The 18,650-nt window shown below is 61.7% G+C and carries 18 protein-coding genes; 7 read left to right on the top strand and 11 right to left on the bottom strand.

The window, feature by feature from the left end:
* Positions 1 to 113 precede the first annotated feature (113 nt).
* The gene (tmk, locus tag ASF61_RS07100; protein ID WP_056153161.1) at positions 114 to 725 is read right to left on the bottom strand and encodes a dTMP kinase; all 612 of its coding nucleotides are present in this window, start codon (positions 723 to 725) and stop codon (positions 114 to 116) included.
* Between the two features lie 47 nt (positions 726 to 772).
* Between tmk and ASF61_RS07095 the strand changes: the two genes are divergently transcribed.
* Positions 773 to 2,167 carry a radical SAM protein gene (locus ASF61_RS07095; protein ID WP_056153157.1) on the top strand — a complete coding sequence of 465 codons (1,395 nt, stop codon included), beginning with the start codon at positions 773 to 775 and terminating at the stop codon, positions 2,165 to 2,167.
* A 248-nt stretch (positions 2,168 to 2,415) separates the two neighbouring features.
* On the opposite strand, the gene ASF61_RS07090 is transcribed toward ASF61_RS07095, so the two are convergent.
* From ASF61_RS07090 to ASF61_RS07070, 5 genes are all read right to left on the bottom strand, one after another.
* Positions 2,416 to 2,787, bottom strand: a complete 372-nt coding sequence (locus ASF61_RS07090; protein ID WP_056153154.1) for a hypothetical protein — start codon at positions 2,785 to 2,787, stop codon at positions 2,416 to 2,418.
* A gap of 2 nt (positions 2,788 to 2,789) precedes the next feature.
* Positions 2,790 to 3,644 carry a DNA-binding protein gene (locus tag ASF61_RS07085; RefSeq protein ID WP_056153152.1) on the bottom strand — a complete coding sequence of 285 codons (855 nt, stop codon included), beginning with the start codon at positions 3,642 to 3,644 and terminating at the stop codon, positions 2,790 to 2,792.
* Positions 3,645 to 4,192: 548 nt separating this feature from the next.
* Complete coding sequence (locus tag ASF61_RS07080; RefSeq protein WP_056153148.1) at positions 4,193 to 4,429, bottom strand: hypothetical protein; 237 nt, start codon at positions 4,427 to 4,429, stop codon at positions 4,193 to 4,195.
* The gene (locus ASF61_RS07075; RefSeq protein ID WP_056153145.1) at positions 4,426 to 5,193 is read right to left on the bottom strand and encodes a hypothetical protein; all 768 of its coding nucleotides are present in this window, start codon (positions 5,191 to 5,193) and stop codon (positions 4,426 to 4,428) included. The genes ASF61_RS07080 and ASF61_RS07075 overlap by 4 nt, the downstream gene beginning before the upstream one ends.
* 298 nt (positions 5,194 to 5,491) lie before the next feature.
* A complete protein-coding gene (locus ASF61_RS07070) occupies positions 5,492 to 5,764 on the bottom strand; it encodes a hypothetical protein (RefSeq protein ID WP_056153142.1) in 273 nt (90 codons plus the stop codon).
* 1,082 nt (positions 5,765 to 6,846) lie between these two features.
* On the opposite strand from ASF61_RS07070, the gene ASF61_RS07060 reads away from it, so the two are divergent.
* The 3 genes from ASF61_RS07060 to ASF61_RS07050 all read left to right on the top strand — a co-directional run bounded on the left by ASF61_RS07060 (position 6,847) and on the right by ASF61_RS07050 (position 9,963).
* Positions 6,847 to 7,287, top strand: coding sequence for an antirestriction protein (locus ASF61_RS07060; RefSeq protein ID WP_056153136.1), 441 nt, complete (start codon positions 6,847 to 6,849; stop codon positions 7,285 to 7,287).
* 64 nt (positions 7,288 to 7,351) lie between these two features.
* Positions 7,352 to 9,379, top strand: coding sequence for a ParB/RepB/Spo0J family partition protein (locus ASF61_RS07055; RefSeq protein ID WP_156369487.1), 2,028 nt, complete (start codon positions 7,352 to 7,354; stop codon positions 9,377 to 9,379).
* A 71-nt stretch (positions 9,380 to 9,450) separates the two neighbouring features.
* Complete coding sequence (locus ASF61_RS07050) at positions 9,451 to 9,963, top strand: single-stranded DNA-binding protein (protein WP_056153130.1); 513 nt, start codon at positions 9,451 to 9,453, stop codon at positions 9,961 to 9,963.
* Between the two features lie 72 nt (positions 9,964 to 10,035).
* Here ASF61_RS07050 and ASF61_RS07045 read toward each other — a convergent pair whose 3' ends face one another.
* The 5 genes from ASF61_RS07045 to ASF61_RS07025 are packed head-to-tail and all read right to left on the bottom strand — an operon-like array spanning position 10,036 to position 12,854.
* Complete coding sequence (locus tag ASF61_RS07045; protein ID WP_056153126.1) at positions 10,036 to 10,860, bottom strand: hypothetical protein; 825 nt, start codon at positions 10,858 to 10,860, stop codon at positions 10,036 to 10,038.
* Complete coding sequence (locus ASF61_RS07040; protein WP_056153124.1) at positions 10,850 to 11,056, bottom strand: hypothetical protein; 207 nt, start codon at positions 11,054 to 11,056, stop codon at positions 10,850 to 10,852. Before ASF61_RS07040 ends, ASF61_RS07045 begins: the two co-directional genes overlap by 11 nt.
* Entirely contained in the window at positions 11,053 to 11,727 is a 675-nt protein-coding gene (locus tag ASF61_RS07035; protein ID WP_056153121.1) for a hypothetical protein, read from the bottom strand. Before ASF61_RS07035 ends, ASF61_RS07040 begins: the two co-directional genes overlap by 4 nt.
* Before the next feature lies 1 nt (position 11,728).
* A complete protein-coding gene (locus ASF61_RS07030; protein WP_056153118.1) occupies positions 11,729 to 12,454 on the bottom strand; it encodes a hypothetical protein in 726 nt (241 codons plus the stop codon).
* Positions 12,455 to 12,464: 10 nt separating this feature from the next.
* Positions 12,465 to 12,854, bottom strand: coding sequence for a hypothetical protein (locus tag ASF61_RS07025; RefSeq protein WP_156369486.1), 390 nt, complete (start codon positions 12,852 to 12,854; stop codon positions 12,465 to 12,467).
* A gap of 626 nt (positions 12,855 to 13,480) precedes the next feature.
* Here ASF61_RS07025 and ASF61_RS07020 point away from each other — a divergent pair.
* Genes ASF61_RS07020 through mobF form a run of 3 tightly spaced genes read left to right on the top strand, consistent with a single transcriptional unit; the run spans position 13,481 to position 18,444 of the window.
* Positions 13,481 to 13,831: a hypothetical protein gene (locus ASF61_RS07020; RefSeq protein WP_056153110.1), complete on the top strand. Its 351-nt coding sequence runs from the start codon at positions 13,481 to 13,483 to the stop codon at positions 13,829 to 13,831.
* Complete coding sequence (locus ASF61_RS07015) at positions 13,821 to 15,569, top strand: type IV secretion system DNA-binding domain-containing protein (protein WP_056153107.1); 1,749 nt, start codon at positions 13,821 to 13,823, stop codon at positions 15,567 to 15,569. The genes ASF61_RS07020 and ASF61_RS07015 overlap by 11 nt, the downstream gene beginning before the upstream one ends.
* Positions 15,562 to 18,444, top strand: a complete 2,883-nt coding sequence (gene mobF, locus ASF61_RS07010) for a MobF family relaxase (protein WP_056153103.1) — start codon at positions 15,562 to 15,564, stop codon at positions 18,442 to 18,444. Before ASF61_RS07015 ends, mobF begins: the two co-directional genes overlap by 8 nt.
* The last annotated feature ends 206 nt before the right edge of the window (positions 18,445 to 18,650 follow it).

The raw sequence follows: 18,650 nt of genomic DNA, 5'->3' as shown, positions 1-18,650 counted from the left end.
CCTGCCAGCAGCCCTCTGAGATTACGCCGCTTCCCAGCGGTGTGACGCCATCATCGATCAAAACGCCCCTGCGCTCAATACGGCGCTGAGCGGGCGCTTACTTCGCAACTGAGTCATAGCAAGCGTTGAACGATGCACCAAATATCCTGCGCCACCGCGTTCAGCGTTTGATTCGCGTTGATAACATGGCAGCGCTTTGTATCCTCGCGTGCCACCGTGAGTAGCCCTTCGCGAATTGCGGCAAAATCTCGCATTGCCTCCGCTGGGTCGAGAACGCCATCGCGGCGCAGTTCCCTCCGGCCGAATGCAACATCGAGCGGAAGGTCGAGGATAATCGTCAAATCAGGAAGCGTCGTACCCACGACGATCTCGCGAGTCGACCGGAATAGCTGGTAGAGATCGTCGTCGGAAACCGCGACCTGAAACGCGTAAGTTGAGTCGATGAAGCGATCAGAGATAACCCATTTTCCATTCGTTAATGCCGGCCTGATAACACTTCGCACATGATCAAATCGAGCCGCGCTTACCAACAAGAGCTGCTCCGCAGGAGCGAGTTGTCGATCTGGACAAGTCAATATCGCTCGCACCTCCGCACCCAAATGGCCTCCATCAGGTTCCTTTGTCTGCAATACATCCTCTCCTAAACTTTTTAGGCGTTCGACAAGCATTCTCACCTGATTTGTCTTCCCACTACCGTCAATACCCTCGATACTTATAAATGGCACGTTTATCCTTCTTTCTAAAATTCAAAAAAACGATGGTATCTTAATTAATGAAGCGTTCAAATATAGTTGCATTCATATCCGCTGGCATGTTATCACCTAAGAAGCGCGACCATATACTTGCTCGAAGGCAACTTTATCTTAATTACGGCGCATTGTCGCTTGCAACAATCCTAGATTCAATGGGGACCGAAACCTTACTGATCCATGGGGAGCATAGGGAACCCTCAGATGTACTTGCCATACTGCTCGAGAAAGGCGTATTCCCATCTCGGCTGCCGGTGATGCTGTCGATCCCTAGCTTCTATGCCCTCCCGTGGGCACAGACCTTTTGCCGTCTAGCGCGAAGTGTGGATCCAAATGCCAAGATCATTGTCGGCGGACGGTGGGTAGTTGGCCCAGATCCTGACTGGTTGCGTGCCAAACTGCCCGAGGCGAACTTGCTTGTACCAGGGTTGGCGGAACCCGTGATAGCAAGTCTGCTCACGAGCACGCCGGTCTTGCGTCGCCTGCCTGCGCCGACGCCAGATGATGTCCTGAATCATCCCTTGGTATCTGGCTTCAAACGTTACCAGCCAAGCATTGAGGCATCAAGAGGGTGTGGCATGGGATGCGCCTTTTGCGAGGAGCGGGATATTCGGCTAGAGAAGCTGCGTACACCAGAGCAGATTGCCAGTACGCTTGCGGCAGTTGTTAGTCAGTATGGTGATAGCGAGATCCGCCCCTATTTCCAGTCATCAATGTTCGCCCCTAATGAGAAATGGGGCACCGGCTTGGCAAATGCGGTTCGAGATGCCGGCCTGAATGTTTCATGGCGAACAGAAAGCCGAGTTGATGCGCTCACGCCTCAAACGATTGCTTGTCTCGCTGAGGCAGGCATGAAAGTGCTCGATCTTGGCCTCGAAACGGCATCGCCGACGCAGATTCTAAGTATGCGCAAATCGAACGATCCGGAGCGCTATCTAAAACGCGCCTCTAGTCTGCTTCAAGCATGCAACGTTCATGGTATCGCCGCTAAGGTCAATGTCTTGCTGTATGCAGGGGAAACGACCAAGACGCTTGACGAAACGCGTTCGTTTCTCGACGAGCATATGGATTCGATCTCAGGAGTTTCGGTGGGCCCAGTCGTTGCCTACGGTCCACCGAAAACTGCGGACATTCTTTTGGATGAATGGTCGAGGAGCGGTGCTGTGCCTGTTGACCCAAGTAGTTCGAACGACAGTGGCATATCTATGATCCACCTTAGCCACGACTTCGACGCAAAGTCGGCTGAAGCGGCAAGCTTAGAGCTGTCTCGGCGTTATATGGACGCAGATGCTTATTTCAACCTGAAGAGCTTCTCCTATTATCCGCGCGATTACACGCGCGCGGACTTTGATCGCGACGTTGCGGCAAGCGATACATCTCAGCTGCCGTTTCGCGATTCCTCGCAGATTCCGTCGTAGCGGGAGGATGATTGCCGCGCACTTCGTTCACCACGGAACCCTCGAAGGTTGCTGGGCATGTGAAACAGTCGGGGCGAGCGCAATGAACAGGATGGCCAGAATGGCGATCCTGTTCATTGAAATCAGGTGAGAGTCGGTCCGCCAACATCATGCCAGAACCTCGATCTTGAGTAAGTGTGACAGGGGGACTTTTGGAAGGGCGTCACGGACGTCCATGCCCCTCTCAGTTCTCGTCGTGGCCAAAAGGCTCAGGCCGCGGGCTGGTGCTCAGCCGGGACATCGAGACGACTGGCTTCGCAGGGTTGATTGGCGGTGGCGTAGTGCTGGCGCTTGTTGTGCAGGTTCCATAACTGCGTGAGCGTCACGGTTTCCCGCTGTGAACGCACTGGATTGATTTCGCCGGCGTAGACGGTGCACACATTCCACATATTCGGCGGCGCCACCACCAGCAGATCATAAGGCTCGTAGTCGGAGCTGAAAAGCTCTGCCATGCCGATGCTGTTCGCAATGGCAGCATCGATGGCGGCACGCAGGCGGGTCAGCGCGACGACATCACCGGCGATCATCGCGGGGCTGCCGTCCCGGCATGGCCCGATCAGGTGCAGGATGGGCGTGTCCATGGTCATTCTCCTTGAGGTGGTGCAGGGCTGGCCTGCGTGGACGGCGGCTTGCCGTTCGGCTTTCTCGAAGTCTTTTTTTGTGGCTTGGGCAGGGGAGGCGTTGACTGGGCCACTCGGGCACGCAGTTCGCCAGCTTCCTGTCGTAGTTGCCCAAGCTGTTCGGCCGTTCTTTTCTGTTCGGCCAGATGGCCTTCAGCGGCAGCAACTTGCGCGCGCAACTGTTCCTGCAATTGTTGGCCGATGCGCTCCTGCGCTGCTTGTGTGGCGACCAGCAGCTTGCGCAGCTCGAGGATTTCTTCCTGGGCTTGGCGCAGTACCCGCTCGCTGCCGATATGGGCCGTTTCGGCTTCGATGGTCCGCTGCTCTAGTGCAGAGCATGCGGTGGTCCGTTCGTCGCTTTCCTTGCGGAGCGTCGCCAGGGCAGCTTGCGCCTCCTTCAGTTCCCGTGACTGGGCATCGAACGCCGTTGAGAGCTGGCGGCGGAACTCTTCCAGTTCGCCGCGTTCTTCCTCCCACGCCGCTTTGGTGCTGGCCAGGTGCGTGTTGGCTGTCTTCTTCGCTTCGCGCCAGATGTTGAGTATCAGTTGGTTGCCGACATGGCGCAGGCTTTCCGGCATCAGTTCTTCGGCAGGGCCAGGCTGGGCTTGCAGCTGTTGGCGCCAGGTTCGCATCACCAGCGATGCATGGTTCATGTTGGCGCGGGCGCGGCGCCGCACGGCGTCGACGCTGGGCACTGCATTGTGTCCGCCTTCGTTGAAAAGCTGGTCGGCCGCGTCACTGATGCGCCGAATGATCTCGGGGTCGATGTCGTCGTGGGGAAGCATGATGTGCTCCGGCTGGTGCTGTTGATTGAGCATAGGCGTTCGGGAGGCGGACGGTTTGATCTGGGGCAGAAGAATAAGCCTTAGCCGGTATTGCTTCTTCTTATCAACCGATTTTCATCTTCTTATTCTTACCCTTCTTACTTATGTTGGCGGACTGTGGTGGTCTCGGGGTATTTGCGGTTGCGATTCTCTATCTGACTGGCGCTGGTTCAGCGTTACGGGCGCGCTGCACCGAGCGATCAAGGGCGGGATGGTGACGGGGGCATAGGAGCGCAGCGTGCTGGCCATTGCAATCGCGGCGACTGACGTCGTCACTTTGGAGCGTTGCAGGTTTGGGCTGAATGACGCAGGGCGGACCGTGTCGGCATGAACCTTGGCGGATGACGGTTTGCGATGTGGTGCAGGGAGATGATTTCAGCAGGTGAGCGATGACGGCACCTAACTGGGGATCATCGTCGATGCTGCTGCGCTTGCTGGCGGTATGAGGGAAAGTCTAAGAAGGTAGGACCATGGGTCAGCTGTTGTGGTGCCGCTTTATGGCCAGTGGCTGCCATGTAGAGCATGACAGCCTCTGTTTCGCATCACTCCCGCGCCAAGTCCTTAAATTCCGGAATGACGATGCGGGACTCGCCGAAGACTTCAACTTCTTTGCCTCGCGGTACCGGTTTCCCGGTCAGCACAACATGCAGTTTCCCGTTAACGGGTTCAAATTCGCCAGGCTTTGGCTGGCGTTTGGCCAGTACCTTCGCACGGTGGAGCGCGGTGGCAATGGCATAGCTGGCTTTTTCGTTCAGTGGTATTTTCTTCGCGGCAGTCATGGTGCATTCTCCTGCAAGGCGTTGTACAAATAGTTTAGCAGAATCGTCCAACTGCGGCTGCCCGCTTTTAGATCGAAAGACATGGCGCGTGCGCTGCCGTGCGCCTCCCACCATCCCGGCGCAGCCTGGCGTACATCCTGGATCGTGGCAGCGTGGTGCAGCGCCGGTTCAGGGAAGCGGTCCAGCTCGACCGGTAACACTTCTGCGTCGAAGCCAAACTTGGGCCACACGGCATAGCCGACCAGCGTCTCTTCGTCATCGTGCGTGAGCGGCCCTCGCCCGGCGCCGAACAGGCTGATGACCTGGAAGCCCAGGCGATACGCGGCGATCGCCATGAGGCCGAAAGCGACGGTGATCAGCCGGCGTGGCGCGTGCGCGCCCAGCATAATGAATTGCACGTACAGCGCATCGAGCCAGATGGCGGGGCCATCCTCGCTGGAATACACGATGACGCTGTTCTCTTCATCCTCGACAAGAAAAACGCTGCTGTAGCGGATGTCGATCCCGCCTGGTGCGCCGTGGCGCTCGCTTACCCGGTTGGCAGAGACGAGCGAACCGTCCGGAATCATGAACAGATGGCCGATGGACTTCGTATCGAGTCGGAGGGAGCGCCCGGCTCCGCTCTCGATCACCAGCTCCGTCAGAGGTTGACCGTGGTCATCATACAGAATGCCCTGGAAATAATTGCGGGCAATGGGATGCGCAAGCAAAAGCGCTTCAAGCCTGGCGAGATTCTGCTTATCGAATGTGGAGTGGAATAACATAACCCATCGTACGCGCGCGCGCACGCGAGGCCTTGAGGCAGATCAGAGGATCGTGCAGTAGCGACGGGTTATGCACGAATCCTGGTTCGACAACTGAAACGCATCGTCGCACAGGCCCAACCAGTAAAAATTTGTGCCGTGCCTCTCGTTCGCCTTATTCGGCGAGGGCGCCTGCCAAATCACGTTGGCTGCGCTACCTGGACGGGCATTCATGCGACCTTCATGATCCGCTCACACTCCACTGCGCCATCGGCCAGGACCACGAAATTCAAGTCGGACCGCACGAATTGTTCTGGTGTCACGCCAACGTAAATCGAGTCGTGCAGCCACGCTGACATGGCGACGTTGGTCGCCTGCAGATTCTGGCGCTCGCGCGGCTGGCGTGTTGTATCGTTTTCAATAATTCCTGGGCGAAGAAGGGCACGGCGCCGGCTGCCCAGACGCGCCCCCGGCGCCGGGTGTTCTCCTCGCGATCCTCGGCAACGAGCATCAGCCGCAGCGCGTCCACGTGCAGCTCTGCCAGCAACGTTTTCTGCGAATTCTCGTCCAACCTGTAAATGCGTATCAACATGGTGTCCTCGCCGGTTCTCTTGGCCTCTGTACCTGTAGGAAGGCCGTACCGCCGTGCAGCTGTTTGCGTTGTCGTGACGGAAGCAGGGTGGCCCTGCGGTGCGCCCAAACTTGCTCAGCCAAGTCTGTTTTTACTGTCAGCAAAGGGGGCGTCACCGCTGCGCGCCCTCATGCTCGACTGCGTGGTGATGTCACCGGAACCTGCTTCATTCCGTCATGCGCCTGGGGTAACTCTCCGACCGTCGCCGACCGTTGGCGATATCATCCCATCGCGCTTATTCGTCGTGTTTGAGCGTCAGCAGATCCTGTTGGGCTGCCTGTCGATGGGGTAGCGTACCGACAGTGGAAAGGTGGCAGGACGACTGCGGTGTCTGTTCGCCGATCGCATCGGCAGCATGCCGCAGCGGGGGCTTGATCTCCGCCATTCCGTTCAAGTACTCGACCTGGAACGCAAGGCCCGGGGCAATGGCCGGGGCCGAAACCCCGGTCTCTCGTGAACCGAGCCCCGGCAAGCCGGGTCTCGGCCCTGCGGGCTCGGCCCGGCGGCCGGGTCGCGTTGCCGCACTGCCCAGGCGTTGCTGGCCCGCATGCAAACCACCTGAAGTGAAGGACCGTCGCTTTCAACCGTCGCGCCAGCCGAACGGCACGGCTGTCACGCCGGTTGAGCCGCCGCTGGCGCTATGAAGCCGGCCGCGACAGGTCCAGGGGCCGGGAGCTTTCAAGGGCGGCGCCAGCCCAACACCACGGCTGTCACAGCCCTTGAGCCGCCGCTGGCGCTATGAAGCCGGCCGCTCCCTGGCCAACCCCCACGATGGGCAGCACGGGCCGCAGGCACCCCGTTCCTCAATCCCCAAGCAAGCGCCCCCCAAGGCAAGTGAGGGGGGCTTGCTTGGGGATAAACGACGGAACGGGGCAGATTCAGCGGCCCCTTGCCTCGCTGCCTGAACCCCACCCATCCCCACCCTGCCCGTGAGGGCAGGGCATCCCCCACCCTCCGCCCGCCCCAGGGCGGGAACGAGAGAGTTCGAGCAAGAGGATCAGCTTTACCTCTTAACTCCTAACAACTTTCTGAAAGGGACAATCATGGAAACCATCAACGCCCACCTGAAACAACCGCGCGGCCGCGCCGCAGTCACCGCCACGCTGGTGACGAGTGACCTCGAACGCATGGAATGCCTGCCGCGCATCGCTGGCATGCGCTGCGTGCTGCTCGAGTCCACCATCTTCGACACGCTGGCGCGGATCTGCGACAGCTACGAAGGCGGCTACTGGCACTTCTACAACCTGTCGAACGGCGGCTTTTACATGGCCCCCGATTCCGATGCAGCTTTCCCGCTGTCGTGCGAAAACTATTTTGAGCACACGGTGTGCGCCGATACGGCCGGCATCATCGCCAGCGCCAGTGCTTACAGCCACCTGTCGTTCCTCAGCAATGGCAAGCGCTTCGCCACCGCCTACCACCAGTTGTCCGAGTTCATTTTTCAGCACCGTGATGCCGGCCTGATCCGCGCTGCGCTCGATTAGTACCCGGGCGTCGGGAAGCGGTCCACCCCGACGCCGACGCTGGACCGGACCGGCCCCGGCCGCGATGCGCGGCCGCTTATTCCCTCTGTTCTCAGGAGCTATCATGCACGCACTTATTGACACCCTTGACACCCTTGACACCCTTGACACCCGCGACGCCATCATCATTCCCGGCGGCGCGCACCTGCCGCCCCCAATCGACGCGCTGGCGCAGCTGACCGCGCACGCGACGATCACCAACGCCACCTGTACGCAACTGGTGCGCAGCCGCTACAACGTCCGCACCAAGCAGACCGATGTCACGGAGCTTGCCACCCTGATTCGGACGCACGGACTGCTGCAAAACCTTGTCGGCTATCGCCAGATGGTGGATGGGATCGCCACCAGCATCATCGAAGTCGTGGCAGGCGGCCGCCGTCTGGCCGCTATCGGCCACCTGATCGAGAGGGGCGATCTGCCGCACGATTTTGCCATCCCGCTGTTGATCGTCACCGAGGACGAGGCGATCGAACTGAGTCTTGCGGAGAACCTTGGCCGCGCCGACATGCACCCCGCCGATCTCTACGTGGCGATGCAGGCGATGATCGACCACGGCCGCGCCATCGAGGACGTAGCGCTGCGTTTCGAGCTGGAAGTGACGACCGTCAAGCGCTACCTGAAACTGGCGAACGTTGCGCCGCGCCTGATCGGCCTGTACCGCGATGGCGTGCTCAACTTCGAGCACATGATGGCGCTGGCGCTGGTCGATGACCACGCGGCGCAGCAACAGGCGTGGGACAGTCTGCCAGCACACAGCCGCCATCCGTACGATCTGCGCCGCCTGCTCACCGCCCAGAAGATCAATACCCAGACCGACCGGGTGGCGCGCTTCGTCGGCGTGCGCAGCTTCGAGGCGGCAGGCGGTACCGTGGAGCGTGACCTGTTCAGCCGAGACAATACCGGCTACATCAGCGATGCGGTTCTGCTCGACAAGCTGGCGCTCGACAAACTGGCCAAGCAAGCAAAACAGTTACGCAAGGACGGCGTGGCATGGGTGGAGCTCGTGCCGCGCGCCGATCACGCCGACCTCTCAGCTTTTGGGCGCGTGCGTAGTACCACCGGGGAACTGAGCGAGGCTGACCGGCAAGCAGCAGACGCTTTGCAAGCGCAGATCGCCGCGCTGGACGAGCGCATCGACGACGCCTGCGACGGCGACAACGAGGCGCTGGCCGAGACGCTGGACGCCGAACGCGATGCCTTGTGCGCGAAGCGCGATGCCGTCCTTGCACGCCGCACCAGCGTGCCACACCCGGACGACGCCGCGCTGGCCGGTGCCGTGCTTTATCTCGACCACGACGGCAAGCCGGTGGTGCTGCGCGACGTGATTCGGCCTGCTGATGTCGCCCGCCGTGCCAGCGCCGCCAAGGGCGCAGCGGCGATGCCAGCGGAGAGCAAGCGCGTCAGGCGCGATCACTCCGACCGTCTCACCCTGGAGCTGACGTCGCAGCGTACCTTGGGGCTGCAAGCGGAAATGATGGACCAGCCCGACACCGCGCTAGCATACCTGACCTACACGCTGATGCGCTCGGTGCTGCTGCCGCACCACGGCGTCGGTACCGCCTCGCTGTCCAAGATCAGCCTGGGCATGGCGACCCTCGCCGACAATAGCACGGACAGTGCCGCTGGCGTCGCCTTGGCACAGCGCCGCGAACAACTGCTGGCGCGCCTGTCCGATGCTGCACAGAACGGGCAGAACGGGCAGGGCGGCTGGCTGGCATGGTTGCAGGCGCAGCCCCAGCCGGTGGTGCTGGAACTGCTGGCATTTTGTGTCGCCGCATCGCTCGACGCCACGCTTGAACGCGAGAAAGACTCGCCTGACTTCGTGGCGCTGGGCAAGGCGCTGAAGCTGGACATGACCAAGTGGTGGCGCGCCACTGCTGCCAGCTACTTCGACCACGTGCCGCGTGAATGCACGGTCAAGGTGGTGACCGAAGCGGTGTCCGCCACGGCGGCGGTACCGCTGGAAAAGCTGCCGAAAAAAGCGGCGGCCGAGGCGGCTGAACGGGCGGTTGCCGATGCGGGCTGGCTACCGGCAATGCTGCGCACCGCGTAAGACGTCATACGCAGCAACGGCCCCGGTAGCGAGTCTGCCGGGGCCTTCAACAGGGAAGGCGGGAAGCAACCATGTCGCCATCGATCAACCGGGTGACCTTGCAGGGGACGGTGGCGCTGCCGCCGCGCTGGTCGCGCCTGCCCGGTGGTGCGATGGTGTGCCACGTGGTGCTGTCAACCGAGGAAAGCGCCTACGACTGGAACTCCGGGCGTCTTGAGCCTGTGACCGTCCGGCACCGCGTGGTGATCGGCGGTGCGTCAGCGTTGAGACTGCTGGACACGCTGACGCCGGGCGCGGTGCTGCGCGTGCACGGTTGCCTGGAATATCGCCACTGGACTGGCCGTGACGGCGTCAATCGCACCGCGACGGCGGTCGTTGCCACGGCGGTGCGATTGCGGCAGGCACCGGTGCCCGCGCAGCCCGTTTCAGGCGCAGCGCCACCGACGCTCGATGACCCGGCAATTGCGGCGTGGCTGGCCGACTATGACGCGGCAACGGCACGCGCCGCGATCACGCCACCGCGCAAGGCGTTTGGCAGGAGCGGCGCAGGCCGACGTGTGGCGAACCTGGTGCAACCGCGCTAACGGACTGCCCGCTAAATCCTTCGTAATCGCTCATATCTGCGCATGACTACCTGGCGCGAGGCACATTGCCGATCAGCGCTCAGGTCCGCGCTGCTGGACCGCTTGTTGTGTGCGGGCAGGGGCGGCGTGATCGTAGGCCACGGTCAGCACGGTGGGCATCGCCAGCAGGCCACCGGGGATCGCGGCCAGCATGCCGAGGTCATGGACCACGTGCAGCGCCGCACCGACTTGCTGCAACAGGTGAAATTCTGTCGCGGCGACGACCGCGCCGGTATAAGTGCCGCTGGCGGTGGCCAGCTGCCATAGCGGCTGTACCGGGCTGTGGGTAACAATGGCGTCGTAGGCGCGGCGTATCGACCGCAATGAGGCAATGCGCGCCAGTCGTGGTATGAGCATGTGGCGTACGATCCAGCCGGGGCGGGTGTCCAGCACGCTGATGCGGCCATGCTCGACGCGTGCGGCCATGCGCGCTGTGGCGGTGCTGTTGTCGATGCACAGCACGCGCTGGGCCAGGTCGGCGGCGATCGCCAGCCGGCGTTGCGTTGCTTCAACTTGCGTTTTCGCAAGGCGGCGCGCGCGGCTGCGCCGCGCGGCCAAAGCGTCGCCTTCAACGCCGACCCACACGAGCTCGACACTGTAGCCGCGTTCGCCCGCCTGCTGCATCCAGTGCAGCACGGTGGGGCTGTCGCAGCGAGACTCCACCGCCACGCTGTGGCGCAGCGCCAGCGCGTCGCAGACTGCCAGCGATGCATGCTGCCGTTGCGCTGGCGTGTCCTGCACCAGGTGCGCCGGGAAGCCGGTTTCATCGCGCAGCTGGTCCAGCAGCGTGGACTTGCCCACGCCAGGCAGGCCGGCGATGACTGCAAAGACCGGCATGCTGCGCTTGTCATCGCTCATGTTCGTTCTCCCGGTAGTCGTTTTTCTCGCCTACGCGTTCGCAGTGGCCGTCCGGGTACAGCAGCACCAGCACGCCGTCTTCCCACAGCGCGTAAGGGCCGCCTGCGGCCATTGCGCGGGCAGCGGCTGCCACGGTGGCCGTCGCCACGCGGGCGAACACCTTGGGGCGTTCCAGCAAGTCGATCACGGAATTCATGGCTTGTCGGCAGCAGGTGGTGTGGCGGGGGCTTTCGGTTGCACCCCGAAGGCAGCGCGCGCTGCTTTCGGCAGCTTCGGCCAGGCATCGTCGAGCAGCATGCCGTTGTGGATCAGCCGCGCCTGTTCGTCGCTATAGCGTGGGGTCTCTTGGTGATGCATCAGCACACTCACCAGCAAACCTGCTGCCAGGCCGGCAACGGCGGCTAGCGTCATCTTCCAGCGGTAGTTGCTCGGGACCGCGCGCTGGGCCTCGCGGCGGACCTGGTCGAGCGTTTCGGCAGCCATGCGGGCGAAGCGTCCCTGCATCGTCGCCAGTTCGGCGTCCCCGGCTGCCTTGGCGCCGTTGGCGATCTGCTGGAAAGCAGCGGCCACCGACTTGTCCAGGTTGGCCGCCTGCGCGCGTTCCTCCTTGACGGCATCGGCCAGCATGGCGATGGCCTGGGCCACCGTCTGCTCGAACGCCGTGGTGATGTCGGCGCCAGCCTTGCGCATCAGCTCGGACTGGAACAGCGCCGCCAGCAAGATCGGATCGTTGTCGGTGATGGTCTGGCCAGTGAGGCGATAGACTTCGGCGCAGACGGCGGCAATCGCTTCGTCCTGGGCGCTCAGACGAAGCTTGCCCTGGGTCGGCTCCTGCCTTGCGGACGGCGGGGAGTGCTGCGTCTTCATGTCAGAACCCGATGGCGTCGAGCTGGTTGAACAGTGCTTCGCGTACCATTTTGAGGCGCTGGCGCGACATAATGCCGAACTGCGCCGACTCGAGCGCCTGGTCGAACGTCAGCTTGTTCTTGCACATCATTTCCATGTCGTGCCCAAAGGTGTCCGCGTTCCCCTTTTCGATGGTGACCACGCCGTGGATGCGGTGTTTGAATTCGGTATACAGCGACGACTGCTGGAAGCTTTTGCCGTCACGTTCGATGGCGCCGAAGAATTCGTTGAGCCACACGACCACCGGCGCCGGCTGTTCCTCGAGCATCACCGCCAGGCCTTGCAGCGTATCGGCAAAGGCCTGGCCGCCGGTCACCACCGAATGGATATAAACGCGCTTGCCAGCGTGTTCCAGCAATTCGATCACGCGGTTTTCCACCATGTAGGCCATCAACGGCACGAAGGTGGAGGCGCCATTGTCGATGACGCACACCTGGTCGTTGACCAGCACGGCTTCGATCAGGCTGTCGAAGGCCCTGGCGTTGATGTGGTTGCGTGCGTCGAGGATGTCCACTCGCGTGGTGGCGAACGCTGCATACTGCGACAGCGTGTCGTTGACGGGATCGGTATCGAACGGCCGCACCTGGCCTGCCTTGTGCTGAAAATACTGGGCCAGGATGGCGGCGATCAGCGACTTGCCCACGCCACCCTTACCTTGAAGAATAAGATGCACCTGATGCTGGTTCATGACGTCTCCTTCACCATTTCGGTTTGTCCTTGTTTCGACTCTGCTGCCAGCTGAACTTGGGCAGCGTGCTGCCTTGCGCCTGCGATGCTGCCTCGTCTGTTGTGAAGGCATCGCTGCCCGGCGTTTCCTGCTGCACCGCCGTCGCAGAATCAGGCATGCCGGCGGGTGCGAGGTTTGGCTGCCTTGCGGGCGGCGCGCCTTGCAGCAGGTGGCGCCGTTTGTTGCGGTGGATGTAGCGGTACACCTCGATTTTGCTGACCTGTACCGCATGCATGCGTAGAAACTCCGCAATTTTTTCGTACGATGCCCGCGCCCGGTAGAGTGCGAAAATCTCGGCCTCCCAGCGGTTCAGCTTGCCGTATTTTCCTTCGTGCTGTTCGACAAATTGTTTGACGTCCACGACCAGGCTCCGCGCAAAATCAGGCACGCATTTCAACGTGACAAGCTGCTGCTCGTCGCGTCAAAAAATAGCAGACAGGGCAGCCAGTGTAACGGACCAGTGCGTGTCGGCGGGGGCGTGGATGGGCCATGTTTGATCCCGCTCCAAGCACCGTCGGATGGCGCCGCCCATGCTTTCAAAACAAGCTCAGCACCGTGCTTGTTGACGGAGAAAAATGCGTCGTGGTGTAGCCGGTTTAAAGCGTTGCCGTGGTCCATGTCTGGCTCGGTTTGGGGGCGGTGTAGCTCGTCCGTAGCTCATTCGTAGCTCATTTGTAGCTCATTCGTAGCCTGTTCGTAGCTCATTCGTAGCTCATTCGTAGCTCATTTGCCAGCAGCATCAGCCAGCGGCTGTTTCCCGGGGGCTAAAAATCCCGCTGATGGGCTCGTTCCGGCAAGGGGAAAGCGGCGAACTGAGCCTCACGGGGAGGCCCCGTGGCCCCCGGCGAAGGGTCACACATCACGCAACCTCCGGTTGCTGCTGCAAGCCGCGCTGCGCCTGGCTTGCAGCGTATTCGTGTCGCTGCGCTCTGTATGACGTGCTTCGGTGCGAGCATCCGCAAACCGTTGATTCGAAAGGAGAATCACATGAAAAAAGACCCGAAAATGCTCACCCTTAGACTGGACCCGGATCTGCGGCACTGGATCACCGCCCAAAAGGGCTTGCGCAACAAGACCGAAACCTATATCGCGACCGAACTGATGATCCAGGGACTGCGAGCGCAGACAGTAGATGAGCTGGTCGACAGCATCCGTGCTGCGGCCGGTGCCGGCATGCAGCGCGAGATATTGCGCCAGACGCTGGCGATGCGCTACATCGTGGAGGCGCAGGCGCGCGGCGTGATCCGTCATCCGGAAACGTTGGGCACCGACGCGCAAGCCTGGGCCAGCCGCGAACTCGAAGCGATGTTTCCGACAGGAGAACATCATGACCATTAGCCGCAACGACAAGCGCCACCAGTTCACTCGCGGTGCGGAGGTCATGCGTCACGAATACGGGCTGTATTTCAGCGCGCTGTTTTTCAGCTTCATGATCGCCTTGCTGACGGCAGTGGGTACCGGCTTGCTGGTCGCGAACGCGGCGCTAAGCGAGGACGAGGGGAAAATCATCATTGCGCGCACGGTGGCGCAATTCAGCGTGCGGGCCAACAAGCCGCGCGACGAAGTCAAGCTGGTGCTGAGCCGCGCAGGCACTCCCAAGACCTACGTCTTGCCCGCGCAAACGCTGCTCGAACTCACCAGCCCCGAGTGGACAAAAATTCAGTGGAAACTCAAGCTCAGTGCCTGGGGCGCGCTGGCGACCGGCATCGCGTTGTTCTTTCTGACCAACTGGGCGTGGCGGCAGTTCGGCAAAAAGGTTTCCAGGGACGAGGTCGTGCGCGGGGCGGTGTTCGCAGATGCCGACGACATCAGGAAAGAGCTCGAAGCATCTGGCAGGGCCAGCCGGATTCATATCGCCGGCGTGCCGCTGGAAGCCGGCACCGAGGTGCTGAACATCGGTGTATCTGGCGCCGTCGGTTCGGGCAAGACGGTCAGCATCTCGGCGGTACTGGCCGACATCCGGCGCACCGGCAAGCGGGCCATCGTGTTCGACTCGACCGGCGAATTCATCCGCCATTTCTATCGCCCGGGCCTGGACACGATCCTCAATCCTTTCGACCAGCGCAGCCCGCCCTGGACTGCATGGAACGAGGCGCGCAAGCCCTACGACTACGCCAACATCGCCGAGTCCTTCATCCCGGTCATGAACCGGCGCGAGCCGTTCTGGGAAGAGGGCGGCCAGGCGGTGCTGGAAGATCTGCTGTCACGCCTGGCCAAGACCAACCAGGCCACCAACCGGCGGCTGGTCGAAGTGATCAACGTCTTGAGCCTCAAGGAGATCCAGGTGATCGTCAAGCGGCTGCCGGCGGCCGTGTACATGGACCCGGAAGCGGCAAAGACCGCGCTTGGCATCCGCATGAACGTGGTGCGGGCGGCCAAGGCCATGCGCTACCTGGCCGATGGCGACGCTGCTGCCCAGTTCTCGATCCGCCACTGGATCAGCCAGGAGCAGGGTGACTGTTGGCTGTTCCTCTCGACCAAGGAAGAGATGCTGTCGACGATGCGCCCACTGCTCACCGCCTGGTTCGATATCGCGATGCGCTCGATCATGTCGCTGCCGGCAAGCCGTTCCCGGCTGATCTTTTCAGTGCTCGACGAACTGGCCTCGCTCAACCGCATCAGCACTTTGAAGGAGGTGGCAACGCGCGGGCGCAAGTACGGTATCTCCCTGTTGCTCGGTTACCAGAACATCGCGCAGGTGCGCGACATCTACGGCGAGAACGATGCGCAGACCATCATCTCGATGCTGCAGTCGCGCCTCACGCTCACCGTGCCCGACTTCCAGACCGCCAAGTACGTGAGCGAGAACCTGGCCAACCAGGAGTTGATGGAAAAGGACGAGAACATCAGCTTTGGCATCGACTCCACCCGCGATGGCGTCACCATCGCCACCCGGCGCGAACTGCGCGACCTGGTGCTGGCGTCCGAGATCCAGGGCTTGCCGACCATGGAAGGCTACCTGCGGCTGGCCGGCCGCAACGAGGTCATGAAAGTGAAGATCGACTATGTTGAACGCCCGGCGATCGCCGAGGCGTTCATCGAAAGGGAAGTGGATAGCTATGCTCTCGATGAGTAATATCACCAGCGTGGCCAGTGCCGCGGCGTACTACGCGGAAGACAATTATTATAGCCAGGAGGAGAACCGCGAAATGTCGGCGTGGGCCGGCAAGGGCGCCGAGGCGCTGGGCCTTGCCGGTCCCGTCGATCCCGAAGACTTCGCCAGGATACTGGCCGGCGAGATCGGCGAGTTTGGCCTGGGGCGTGTTGTCGGCAAGGACGCCGACGGCGAAGTGCTGCGCGACCACCGGCCTGGATTCGATGTGACGCTGTCGGCGCCCAAGTCGGTGTCGCTGCTGGCGGAGGTGGCCGGCAACCAGGAGGTCAGGGACGCGCACGAAGCGGCCGTCACCAAGGTGCTGGAATACATGGAAAGCAGGCTGGCGCAGGCGCGCACGACCGAGGCCGGCGAGACCACGACCGTGCCGACCAATAATCTGATTGTTGGCAAGTTTTACCACACCACCAGCCGCGACCTCGATCCCCAGACGCACACCCACCTGGTCGTCGCCAATGCCACCCAGCTGGACGATGGCCGGTGGCGCTCGATCGCCAACGAGCTCATTTACAAGCACCAGAAGCTGCTGGGCGCGATCTACGACAGCGAGCTGGCCGCCAACCTGCGCGGACTGGGCTACCGGCTCGAATCGACCCAGGAAGGCCGCTGGGAGATCGCTGGCATCACGCGAGACCAGATCGATCACTTCAGCCAGCGCAGCCAGGCCATCGCGGAGCGGCTGGAGAAGTTCGGCTTGACGCGTGACACCGCGACCGCTGCCCAGCGCGAGGATGCGGCGCTGCGCACACGCGACCCCAAGCGCGAAGTCGATCACCAAGCGCTAGCGGAGGACTGGAAGGAGCGGGCGCAGGCCACCGGTGTTGATTTTAAACGCATTGAAACCGAGCGCGAGCAAGGCGGCGCCCCGCCCATCAGCGACGCCCAACGCAGCGACAAGGCGCACGATGCCATGAGATTCGCGATTGCCCATTTGACGGAACGCGAGAGCGTAGTGCCCTGGGAGGACGTGATCAAGACTGCCCTCGAACATGCGGTCAAGGATGCACCCTGGGCCGGGGTGCGCCTCGATGATGTCGAAAAGTCCCTGGCGGGCAGATTGGCCAGCAAGCAAGCGCTATCGACGATTGAAGGCCATATCAGCACACCTGAAGCGCTGGAGCGGGAGCGGGGCATGCTGGCGATGCTGGAGGCCGGGCGAGGCGCCGTCAAACCGATTGCGCAAGCCGAACGGGTGGCGGCAGGCATCGAGCATTTCGAGCAGGCCCGTTCGCAGGCGCTCGGAAACACATTCCAGCTGACGTTTGGGCAGGTCGAGGCGGCCCAAGTGGCGCTGACGTCGGACGATCGCTTCCTCGGCTTGCAGGGGTATGCGGGCGTCGGCAAGACGACCATGCTGGAACTGGTGCGGGTCGTGGCAGAAGATGCTGGTTACAAGGTACGTGGCATGGCGCCAAGCGCAATGGCGGCACTGACGTTGCAGAACGAGTCCGGCATCGAAAGCGTCACGACCGCGCGCTTCTTGATCGACGAAGGGGCACGGGCGGTCGAGCAAGCCAAGCCTGTCAAGCTTAACGTCTTCGGCGCCATGGACCTGGAGGGCACGCAGTGGCGCAAACTTTCCCTCATGTTGCAGGCCAAGGCGCGCACCGGTTACGGCAGCGGAGAGCTGTGGATCATGGATGAAGCATCGCTGTCGGGCCAGCGCGAGATGACTCAACTGATGGAAATGGCAAACAAAGCAGGCGCGCGCCTGATCCTGGTGGGAGACCGGTTGCAGCTTAACGCAGTGGAAGCGGGCAAACCCTTCGAGTTGTTGCAGAAAGCTGGCATCGCCGGCGCGGTCATGTCGGACATCAATCGCCAGCAGGTTGATGATCTTAAACATGCGGTAACGGCTGCGGTGAACCGCGACAACCTCAAGGCGTTCGAACTTTTGAGCGAACGCATTGTCGAAATCGATAACAAGGGCGAACTGCTGCGGCGCGTGGCCCATGACATCCTCGAGAAGCACCCCGAGGACCGCGAGAAGGCGCTGATCATCGTGCCGCTCAATATCGATCGCCACAAGATCAACGCGATGGTACGCGAGGGGCTGCAGGACCGTGGAGAGATCGCTGCGGACGCGGCCGAGCGGACGGTGCTGGTGCCGGCCGGCTACACGGATGCCCAGAAAGGCTCCACGCCGTATTACGAACCGGCGATGCAGGTGCGCTTCGGGCGTGCCTACCGCAGCCTTGGGGTCGCTGGTGGCGAATACGGAACGGTGACGCGGATCGACGTGCCGGGTCATGTGGTGCACCTCAACATGGAAGACGGACGGCAGGTGGCGTGGAGTCCTGAAAAGCACGCGAAGGTCGAGGCGTACAAGGTAGAGAGCCGGCAACTGGCGGTCGGCGACGAATTGCGGTTCACCCGCAACCACAAGGAGCTTGGCCTGAACAACGGCACGCCCATGAAGGTTGCTGCGATATCGGAAGGCGGGATGGTCGTGGAGACGGCGAAGGGGGCGATGACGCTGAGCGCCACGCAAATGTCGCATGGACACTGGGATTACGCGTACGCGATGACGGTGTACGCATCGCAGGGCAGGACGACCAACGACGCGAATTTTATGATCACTGCGGATAGTGGTGCTGCGATGGGCGAACGTTCGTTCTACGTGGGAATCACCCGGCCGAAACTGGACATGACGATTTACACGAACGACCGGGGCAAGGCTGAAGAACTCATTTTGCAGGCGCAGAACAAAACCAGTGCGGTTGAAGCCTTCAGCGTAAAAGATCTTCTTGGCGGAGCCAGGCCGGATGAAGATGGTAAAGGAACGGGCGGAAGGGGGCAGGCCGGTGGCGATCGCAGCGCGGGTGCGGAACTGTGAGCCCAAGGTTCCTGCGTAGCTCTGAGGAAAAAGGTATATCGCGAATTGGGTCCTCGGTCGAGGCCGGCTGGCTGAAACCGGATCGGTTAGAGATGGATCAAATATTGCCTCCGCCCGACGTGCTACTTTTTTTTGTGGCCCGGGAGTGTGCATTGTGTACTTTGCGCCCCCACATTTGGTCGCCGGTGGCAACGGTAATTCGTTGC

The organism is Duganella sp. Leaf126, from assembly GCF_001423125.1.
In the GTDB taxonomy this organism is placed as follows: domain Bacteria; phylum Pseudomonadota; class Gammaproteobacteria; order Burkholderiales; family Burkholderiaceae_D; genus Rugamonas.
This window is presented reverse-complemented; position numbering and strand designations above follow the sequence as displayed.